We start from the raw sequence: 9,955 nt of genomic DNA, 5'->3' as shown, positions 1-9,955 counted from the left end.
ATTGGTGATGTCTGATGGCTGATGGCTGATGGCTGATGGCTGATGGCTGATGGCTGATGGCTGATGGCTGATGGCTGATGGCTGATGGCTGATGGCTGATGGCTGATGGCTGATGGCTGATGGCTTAATTATTACCTCAGGAGTTTTGAGAAAGCTATTTCACTCACCTCACACTATTTGATCAAGAATTTATACAAAAGTTAAACCTGACATCAAATCTTCATCAACGCGATCGCATACATCGGACAGAGAGACTTATAAATAACAGGGAATTCACAGACAAAACTGCTCTATACTCCCTAATCTCTAGAACCACTAAGTGTGAATCAGGTAAGTCACTCAATGAAATATAAACTGCTTTCTGCATTAATGGCGACCGGTACTGTTTTAGGAGTTTTGTGTTCTGTCAATCAAGCATCTGCCAACACAAATGTATCTCAGCAACAATACGATCAACAGTATAGCACTTCAGGGAATGACGTACCAAAACTAACCTATGAGCAGTGGGAATACTTTAACGGTTTCGTCAATGAAGAAAGATTAGGGATAAATCAAGGGGATTTACCTGAAGTCGATTTGAATACTCTGCGCTGGGAAAGTGGTGCCAAAGATGTGGAAGTCTTTTTTATCAACGAAGGAGCCGGTTTCAGAAATCAACTCTTCTATTCTTTGGATGATGGTAGCACTAAAGAAATAGTATTTGAGGATGTTTCCTCTCCCTTGGGTATTCTCCCTGACGAAGATGGTGCTTTGGCACTTGGTCAAGGTTTAAATCTGGGTAATTTTGCGGGTGACACCTTTATTGACTTTTTTGTGAAGTCCGATGGCTACAATGGTGGTCACAACTACTTTGGTTTCGATCCCCAACAAAACCCCGACGGATTCAACCATCTCTTGGCTTATGAACTTGAATTTGGAGGGGAAAAGTTTGTGATGCTAGGATTTGAAGACGATTGGATATCCGAGCAAGCCAATGAGTCAGGAGACCAAGACTTTAACGATGTTGTCTTTGTTGTCAGCGGACTCACACACACACCACAGCTCCCACCATCAAACAGTGTATCCACACCAGAACCAGGAACTCTCGTAGGTACGCTGTTTGCCTTCGGAGTTATGGGGTTAACATCAGTACAGAAGCGCCAAGGTAAAAAATCCTAATAATAAAACTGAGGCAAAAGAAGGCTACAGATAGTTATTTGGTAATAGGTAATAGGTTAGTAGTTAGTGGTTAGTGGTTTACTATTACCCATTTCCTATTATTCATTACCCATTACCTATTCTATTTTACTATCAAGTAGTCATATTCGTAGTTATCATGTGAATAAACAATATGAATCAACACTAGTGTGTAGGAATACAGCAATGTTTCCTACACACTATTTATGTTTACCCCTATCAATAATCCCTATAGGAATTACCCAAGTGAAATGAACCTTTAAGGTTTTAGCCAATAGGAAACCGGTAACTTCAGATTGACAAATGCTCAGATATCTCGATTTAAGCCAAATCAAACAGCAACACCTCTGCTTGCTCTTGACCCACTAACATCACAGATTCTGCTTGAGAAATAGCAGCACCATCACCAGCTTGTAACAAGTAATTATCTAACTTGACCTGACCTCGTGCTACTTGTACCCAAATATGACGATCTTGATTAGTATGGGTTATTACTGATGCACCAGCATCCAGATTCGTGGCATAGAGATTAACATCTTGATGAATGCTCACAGAACCATCTCGTCCATCCTCTGAAGCAACTAATCTTAATTGATTCTGCTTTTCTTCTGGTGCATAAAATTTCTGCTCGTAGCTTGGTGTTAATCGAGTTTGATTCGGTAAAATCCAGATTTGAAAAAAATGGGCGATGTCAGTAGCTGAATAATTATACTCACTGTGGGCAATACCTTTTCCTGCACTCATCCGTTGCACTTCACCAGGACGAATAACGGTTGTATTGCCAAGGGTATCTTTGTGCTCAAGGGCTCCTTCTAGGACATAGGAAATAATTTCCATATCTCTATGGGAGTGAGTTCCAAATCCAGTTCCACCTTCAATCCGGTCTTGATTAATTACCCGCAGTTGGCGAAATCCCATATGAGCGGGATCGTAATAGTTAGCAAAGGAAAAGGTGTGGTAAGAATCGAGCCAACCGTAATTAGCATGTCCTCTTTCAGAGGATTTCCGAATTTTGATTATTTTTTGATTGTTTGTGGTTACAGTCATCGGGTTTGCCTCCAAATTTTGTAATTAGTTATTGGTAAGCTGATCTTCGTTTAAATTTGTTCTGACAGCAAGGGAGCAGGGAGTAGGGAGTAGGGAGTAAGGGGATAGGGGTTGACGTTTTTTTGATAACTGAATTATCCAATTGAAATGCGCAACAGCTTACAGTTAATTGAGGACTACTAAGTACCTGTAAAAAAATAAACCTCACTTATTAAATTGTGTAAACTTGCCAAAATTACCTCTGCATCAAGAGATGGAGCTACGCATAATATCTGCATAAGCATCATTGACTCCACCAGCATTTTTACCAAGTTGAATCACCGATTCAATGTAATCGGTTTGATTAACTCGGCTATCGCCACAACAAATTAATACAACTGGAGCTTCTGTTACTTGACGCTGATCATCAGACGTTTTCGTCGAGATGGGGTAGTGTATCGGTCAGTACAACCTTCTACGGCAGAGATTGTGGAGCGCGATCGCATCGCGTATTACTAATCCTTGTCCTACTCTTGATCAATTTTTACCGAAAGCTCTGAGGGCGAAAGCCCCTAACTTATAGTTATGGGGATGAGCCCGAAGGGAATTTATTCCCCGTCAGCTAATTTTGATCTCGAATGCTGATACTGGCTCCGATAGTATATAATCAGATAGTAAGGCACGCCAGTATTTGAGATGACCCTTTGATATAAGTAGGTAACGTAAAAAATGTGTCTTGAGAATGCACATTGCGTAATTCAATCTAACGATATGATGGCCTATGAAAGTCATTGGGCAAGAAATTAGAGAAAGCCTGGCAAGTCTGAGGAAAAACCCTGAGTACGGTGGGGCACACCGGAACTTAGATCAATGATCTGAAAGCTTGGGGAGATTTGACCTCTACTGTGGTTGGTGTAAACCTGTCACGGCAAGTCAATTCGGTGAGCCAAGAATCCCCCTGCTTATAGCTGTGGGGAGTGTCAAAAGTTGTTAGAGATACAGCTAATATGTAAGCTTATGCGCTAGGCGCACGCGTGCGCGTTCAGCTATCAGCTATCAGTGGTCAGCTTAAAATAAACTTTGGGAGAATTTAAAGGTCTGCTTTTCGCGTCTAATTATTAAATTCGCCACGGCTCGCACCTAATAGTTCGAGATTAATAAGGATATGCTGATTGCTGATTGCTGATTGCTTATAGCTTACACCTTTAACTATTATATTTAACCGAGCAACCGTAAGGCTGAGTGACTGTTGTTTCTACTGGTTTATTAGTAATAACACTATCCACAGCAGCTTGGACATAGTTAGTAGCTGTTTCTACATCCGCTGGATTAGCTGAGGGTTTATTATCAATTGCGCCCATGTATTTTAAGACTCCATCAGTATCAATAACATACATATGGGGTGTGGTGCGAGCTTGATATAGACGACCAATGGTGCCTTCGGAGTCTATAATCACTGCTGTGGGATTAGCGCTACTGCTTTTCATCAATTCATTCGCTTTTTGAGGGGTGACATGACCTTGCTTTCCTGGAGCTGAGGAGATTATTGATAACCAAACTACTCCTTTGCTGGTAGCTTCTTTCTGAAGTTTCTGCATGTTACCGCTGTTGTAATGTTTGCGGACAAAGGGACATTGGTGATTAGTCCATTCCAATACTACGACTTTGCCTTTGAAATCACTGAGCTTGTGGGTGGTATTGTTGCTGTCAACTCCAGTGAATTCTGGTGCTTTTTCATCAATACTTAATGGTGATGATGCTGCAATTGCGGTGGATGCTGGACTTGTAGTTTGGGAATCTTTGCTGACGGGAGTATTCGGGCATCCGGTGATAATTAAGGCTAGGGCTACTAATCCAGTGGTGGTAATTTTCTGACCGTTAAATTTGAGAAAGTTGTTCATGTTTCTTGATGGCTGATTGTTGATTGTTGATTATTACTTGTTACTTGTTACTTGTTATTTGCCATTTCCTTAAATTCTACCTAAATTTTATATAGGTATCCTAAATTAATTGTGATAATTTTTGTTCCTTGTTTCCGACTCCCTACTCCCTACTCCCTACTCCCTATTCCCTATTCCCTGTTCCCTTTGCTATAGTTTTTTGATGGCACGTTGAACTTGCTCTGGGGAGAGAATCTGAGGTAGTATAATGGGTTCGGTAAATTCTGAGTCTCCTGGATACAAGACATAAAGGGGTACGCCACTACGTCCGAAGGATTCTAGAGCTTTGGTGATGGCTGGGTCACGATTAGTCCAGTCTGCTTTGAGTAGGGCAATTTTTTTAGACTCAAAGGCGGCTATGGTTTCTGGCTGGTTGAGAGCGACACGGTCATTAACTAGACAGGTAATACACCAGGATGCTGAGAAATTGAGGAATACTGGGTTTCCTGATTGCCTTAGTTTAACTAGTCGTTGAGCGGTATAGGGTTGCCATTTGATGCCCTGATTTTGATTATAGGTCAGTGGAGCAGGAGTGGTGGTGGAGATTTGGGCTAAGCTCAGGGAAAATCCTAGGGCGACTAAGGCGCAGATTGACCCCAAATGCTTTCCTAGAGGGGGGAGTAGGCGGGTTTTTTGGTGCAACCAAGTGGCAAAGGCAATTAGGATTAGCCCTGCTAGGGCGGCTGCTAAACCGTTGGTTCCAGTTTGCTGGGCTAATACCCAGATTAACCAGGCGGTGGCAGCGTACATGGGGAATGCCAGAAGCTGTTGGAAGGTTTCCATCCATGCTCCTGGTTTGGGTAAAATACGCTGCAATCCTGGGGTGAAGCTAATGGCTAGGTAGGGCAGAGCTAGCCCAAGACCGAGCATTTCAAAGATTGCGATCGCTATCGGTACGGATTGGGTCAGGGCTACTCCCAGGGCGGTTGCCATGAATGGTGCGGTGCAGGGAGTGGCGACTACGGTGGCAAAGACTCCTGTGAAAAATTCCCCTATGTATCCTGAGCGAGTGGTTAATCGTTGCCCAATTCCCATGATGGAAGCACCGAAGATAAAGACTCCCGATAGACTTAAGCCAACCGCAAACATTAGATATGCCATTAAGGTAACGAAAACGGGGGATTGTAGCTGGAATCCCCAACCGATTTGTTGCCCTAGCGATCGCAAAATTAATAGCACACTGGCCACTACGGTAAAACTGACCAGAATGCCTGCAGTGAATGCGATCGCATGGCGTCTGACTTGCTTGGGACTTTTCTGGGATTTTTGGACTATGTTGAGTGCTTTGAGGGATAGCACTGGGAAAACACAGGGCATCAGGTTGAGGATTATGCCTCCGAGTAATGCTAGCAGCAGCACTTCCCATCGCGGTTGGGTTGGGGTTGGGGCGGTTTTGCCTATTTCGTTGCTTACTGCGGCTTCAATGGTGAAGGCTTGGACTACGGATTGGTTGTCTAGGGATTCTCGAATCACTAGCACTCCAGTGATGGGGTCGAGTTTCCTAAGATAGCCTCGCTGCAATCGCAAGGTGATTCCATCTTGATTAAGTTCTGCGATTTGGGGCGCTGGATTGCTAATGATACCGTCTTGATGTGGGAAAAAGGTCACCTCTTGGATTTGAGCCTCTTCCATTTCGGGGGCGTCAACTTGCAGGGTTAAGTCTTTTGGTTCGATAGTGACCGTGACTTGCCATGGGGAGGGTTTGGGTAGAGTTTGACGGGCTTGCTCAAATACCTGTGCCCAATTTTGGTTGACTAAGGGAGGTCTAGAGGTAATCGGTAAGGTGAGGTTGAAGGTGCCTTCTTCCGGAATACAGTTTACTTCACATACCAGCCAATCCGCTTTTACGCGCAGTTGGAGAGCATCGGGAGTAGCTAGGTTGGCTGGGGGTGTGATTTGGCTGAGTAGGGTAACCTCTTCTTCATAGCCAAAGTTCATTAATGGCTCAAGGGGTAGCCGCTGGGGATATGGCCAAACAATGTCTCCCACTTCAAAGCCGGGGGGTAGGGTCCACTTCAGGGTAGCTCCAAGACCCGAGTCACCAGGGTTTCGCCAATAGGTGTGCCAGCCGGGATTGATGTTGAAGTGTAGTCCTACCCAGAAAGGGGTTCCAGGTTGAATGTTGATGACTTCGCTGATTAATTGCACCTCGACATTCTCGGTTTGGACTGGGTTAGCCGAGGCAGGAGCAATGGGTAGTAAGGCTGTGGAGAGGGTTAGGGCTAGGGCTATGATCCAGGTGAGGAGTTGGTGGCACATGATGACTCTAGTGAACACATGTTTAACCTACACGATTTTTTTTGAGGAATCATTTCAAGTATAGTTAGGTCAGTTACCCATTACCCATTATCAATTAAGCAACTAATCTTTTGGTATTAAAATTTTCATTTGTCAGGAATCGAGCGATTTGGGATTACCTGGATTGATTGCTCCTAGCTAGTAAGCGATGGACGCGCGTCCCGCTTTCAGCGATCGGCGAAGCCGCGCCAAAGGCGATCGCGTATTCCAATGGGATTAAAGCGTTGTTCAGCCTCCTGCTGAATTGCATCTCTGTGACGTTTACGTTCTACCAGATAGGTATCAACCTCATCTCGATGTCTGAGGTAGTAACCGATAACCAAGTAGATATCTGGTAGTTGTAGGGATGGATATTGCTCTGCGATTTCCTCTGGCGTGCATCCCTCAAGAAAAGCAGTCACAACAGTGTCTAGGGTGACGCGAGTTTTGGCAACTCGTACAACACCATAGGCATCTGTCTCTATAGGTGCGGGTTCAAGGGCAATTGCTAGAGTCATAGACTTTATCAGGTTGCTATTTCATATGGTAGCAAACGCCTAGTCAGGATCAGGATATGGGCGTTGCTGATCGGAGACAGACAATTCCTGACTCAATGCCTTCCTACTTTTACCATAGTTCTGAGGGGACAGGATTCTCTGATACCACAGGCGGTGTAGACACAGATGCCCAATAGAGCGCGATCGCCTAGGCCACCTTATCTTATGGTTTGATCATCACTAATTGTTTGAGGTGGAATAACCGAAGAACTATTGGTTGGTATATATCTTCTCTGGGCAAGCTGTTTTTGAAGCAAACGCCTTTCTTGTTTCCGTCTTTTTTCTAAATTTTTATTAGGTAATGAAGCCAGGAGATACAAAGAAACGAAAGGGATATAAATGTAAATGATTGAAACTAAAAACCATACTATACCATAATATCCCATTTTTCTAGCATATATAAATGCTAAAATTCCTAGACAAAAAGCATAAATTATCAAATAAAGCATAAATTATCAAATAAATTAACTGTCCAAAATCAGAGTTTTACATATGAATTTATATAAATTAAAAATATCATTATTATATTTTTTTTATCGCATTCATATGTTCTTCTAGTTTCATTAAAAAAATATTTTTATTATTTGATTTATTTTGATGATAAATAAACTTTATACCGGTCTTTTTACCATCAGGCAAACGGTAATTAATTTGATAACAATTTCCTACTGGTTTTCTTTTTTTGTAATAAAAAACTGGAGAGTAAAAAACTTTTTTGTAATTTAAAATTGTAGAGTAAGGAACTGTCCTTATTGTTTTTACTAGAAAATTGTGATATAAATCCCAAAAATATAGGACAGGAATATTAATTTTTTTAACACTTCCTTCAAATATTAAAGCAGTCTCATTTAAAAAGACAGAACCATCACCACAAAATGGTATTTTATAGGGGACATACTCGACATTAAATTGCATGATTATTTCTCCATATTCAGTTGACATCTTTCTTTAATATCAGAAAATTCAAAGCTATAAGTAGATATAGCTAGGTAATAATCACATACCTGTTTACATTCTTCATATAGACCTACCTCAAAATAACTATTGGCTAAGAGAAGAGTTAGACCAAAATTATAAGGGTCAACTTCAAGAGCAAGTTTAGATTCAACAATCGCGTCTTCAATCTGTCCATTAAATAGAAGCAGCTCAATATATTTTTGGCGTAGATTCATGTTGCCCCAATTTGTATTGACAAAGCTTTTAAGAAGCTGAATTATTCTGTTGATATCTTGTGATGCTTCTCGCAGTGTCTTATGAAGAAGCAAACTTTCTCGCAAATTTCTGATCTTAGTTAAATAATGTACTGCAATCAAAATAAAAAATACTTGCCACAATTGTTGTAAAATCGAAATTTCCTGAAATACCTCAAAAAAACTATCACCAGATATTTCATTTACTCCGACTATATTTAGCAATACAAAATATATTACACAATAATGAATTAAACGACCAATAATCATAAAAAAAATGCCGATAAAAGTTTTAAAAAAATTACTTTTTTCTTGACCTAAATAAAAAATAATTAATCCCCCTAGTAACATTGCATCTGGGACAATAACAGATGATAAATTAGATAAAACAGAGTATATCCAGAAACGTCTCCAATTTTTTTTTAGTTCCGCTCGTTCTTTTTTTTCCCAAGTAGGAAGAGAATTTTTTGACTTAAAATCTTTGTTTTTAATAATTTTTGTAACAGTTGATTTCGACCATTTTTTTAATTCATCTAAAAGAGCATGGGCAGATGAAGTACGGTTAACCAATTCTTTTTCTAATAGATGAAAAAGAATATAATCAAAATCGGGATCGATTTCTTCTAATACTTCACTGGGGGGTTGCGGAATACCAAGTAATATTTTTTTTGATAAATCTTGTTGTGTATCTCCTTCAAATGGCTTGATACCAGTCAGTAAACTGTAAGCACAAACACCCAATGCCCACAAATCTGATTGTTCACAAGGTCGCCCTCTCAATTGTTCTGGTGCCATATAGTAATATGTACCAGCTACGCGCTTAATAGTTTGAATTCCTTCTGCCATGCGACTAATCCCAAAATCTACTAATACAAATCTTCGATTTTGGTGATCACCTGTAACTAAAATATTACTCAGTTTGATATCTCGGTGAATTACATTGTTAGCATGAGCATGGGCTAAAGCATCTGCTATTTGAGCAAGAAAAGTTTTTACTTCGGTTGTTGAAAATTTTCCCCGTTGTTCTAAATATGACTGAAGAGTAATTCCGTCAATATATTCGGTAACTAAAATAAGTTTTCCTTCATGTATAAAGTAATCTTTGAGATTTATAATATTTGGATGATTTAATCTAGATAGCAACTCCGGTTCAACTAATAGCGAATCAATATTACCAGTATTATTAATTATTTTGACAGCAACAATTTTATCAGTTTTTTCTTTATGATAACCTTTATACACAACTCCATGACCACCTCTTCCAATTTCCTCTAAGAGAACATATTTATTTAAACGAACATTCCTAGTTGATGTTATTCTATTTTGAGTACTATTCATCAAAAACCTCCGTCACCATATCTCCGATTGAAGCTTCAATAAAAAGAGCGTCTTGATCTAGATGATCAATTCGGATTACATTATTTGTTTTAAGCCCTCCAACATTTACCCTAATCAAAACTTCTAAAACAATTACATTGGCAATTGTAAGTCTGTCTCTTGGTTGTAAACTATAAGGCTGATTCTCTGAAATAACTTTTCCATTTAACTTAGTACGTCCTCCGCTTTTATCAATAATAAAATACTCTGTATCAATTTGCTGTATTTCTAAATGCCTGCGACTAATTTGAAGACTTTTTTCATCCGAGCCAGGAACTCTTATAATTCTGGGGGGGCGACATGAGAGCTAAAAAGTAGACTGTATAAGCTTCATAGCTCTCATACCTCGTAAATAATTATCGAGCTTATGACGACTTAAACGCATTAACTTATCAACTAATTCCCAACATTG

The 9,955-nt window shown here is 40.3% G+C and carries 9 protein-coding genes; 1 reads left to right on the top strand and 8 read right to left on the bottom strand.

Annotated elements, in window-relative coordinates:
• Positions 1-342 precede the first annotated feature (342 nt).
• Positions 343-1,158, top strand: a complete 816-nt coding sequence (locus F6K52_RS25505) for a DUF4114 domain-containing protein (protein ID WP_293084712.1) — start codon at positions 343-345, stop codon at positions 1,156-1,158.
• Between the two features lie 339 nt (positions 1,159-1,497).
• Here F6K52_RS25505 and F6K52_RS25500 read toward each other — a convergent pair whose 3' ends face one another.
• The 8 genes from F6K52_RS25500 to F6K52_RS37075 all read right to left on the bottom strand — a co-directional run bounded on the left by F6K52_RS25500 (position 1,498) and on the right by F6K52_RS37075 (position 9,790).
• Positions 1,498-2,223, bottom strand: coding sequence for a pirin family protein (locus tag F6K52_RS25500; protein ID WP_293084709.1), 726 nt, complete (start codon positions 2,221-2,223; stop codon positions 1,498-1,500).
• A 1,184-nt stretch (positions 2,224-3,407) separates the two neighbouring features.
• Entirely contained in the window at positions 3,408-4,103 is a 696-nt protein-coding gene (locus F6K52_RS25495; RefSeq protein WP_293084707.1) for a redoxin domain-containing protein, read from the bottom strand.
• 189 nt (positions 4,104-4,292) lie between these two features.
• Positions 4,293-6,419, bottom strand: a complete 2,127-nt coding sequence (locus tag F6K52_RS25490) for a protein-disulfide reductase DsbD domain-containing protein (protein WP_293084704.1) — start codon at positions 6,417-6,419, stop codon at positions 4,293-4,295.
• Between the two features lie 188 nt (positions 6,420-6,607).
• Positions 6,608-6,937, bottom strand: a complete 330-nt coding sequence (locus tag F6K52_RS25485) for a DUF433 domain-containing protein (RefSeq protein WP_293084700.1) — start codon at positions 6,935-6,937, stop codon at positions 6,608-6,610.
• 197 nt (positions 6,938-7,134) lie between these two features.
• A complete protein-coding gene (locus tag F6K52_RS25480; protein WP_293084696.1) occupies positions 7,135-7,425 on the bottom strand; it encodes a hypothetical protein in 291 nt (96 codons plus the stop codon).
• A gap of 73 nt (positions 7,426-7,498) precedes the next feature.
• Positions 7,499-7,891, bottom strand: a complete 393-nt coding sequence (locus F6K52_RS25475) for a hypothetical protein (protein WP_293084693.1) — start codon at positions 7,889-7,891, stop codon at positions 7,499-7,501.
• A 2-nt stretch (positions 7,892-7,893) separates the two neighbouring features.
• The gene (locus F6K52_RS25470; protein ID WP_293084690.1) at positions 7,894-9,504 is read right to left on the bottom strand and encodes a serine/threonine-protein kinase; all 1,611 of its coding nucleotides are present in this window, start codon (positions 9,502-9,504) and stop codon (positions 7,894-7,896) included.
• Entirely contained in the window at positions 9,497-9,790 is a 294-nt protein-coding gene (locus tag F6K52_RS37075) for an FHA domain-containing protein (RefSeq protein ID WP_364419631.1), read from the bottom strand. Before F6K52_RS37075 ends, F6K52_RS25470 begins: the two co-directional genes overlap by 8 nt.
• Positions 9,791-9,955 lie beyond the last annotated feature (165 nt).

This window comes from Moorena sp. SIO3H5 (assembly GCF_010692395.1).
In the GTDB taxonomy this organism is placed as follows: Bacteria; Cyanobacteriota; Cyanobacteriia; order Cyanobacteriales; family Coleofasciculaceae; genus Moorena.
Note: the sequence above shows the minus strand (reverse complement) of the source record. Positions and strands in the feature narration are given on the sequence as shown.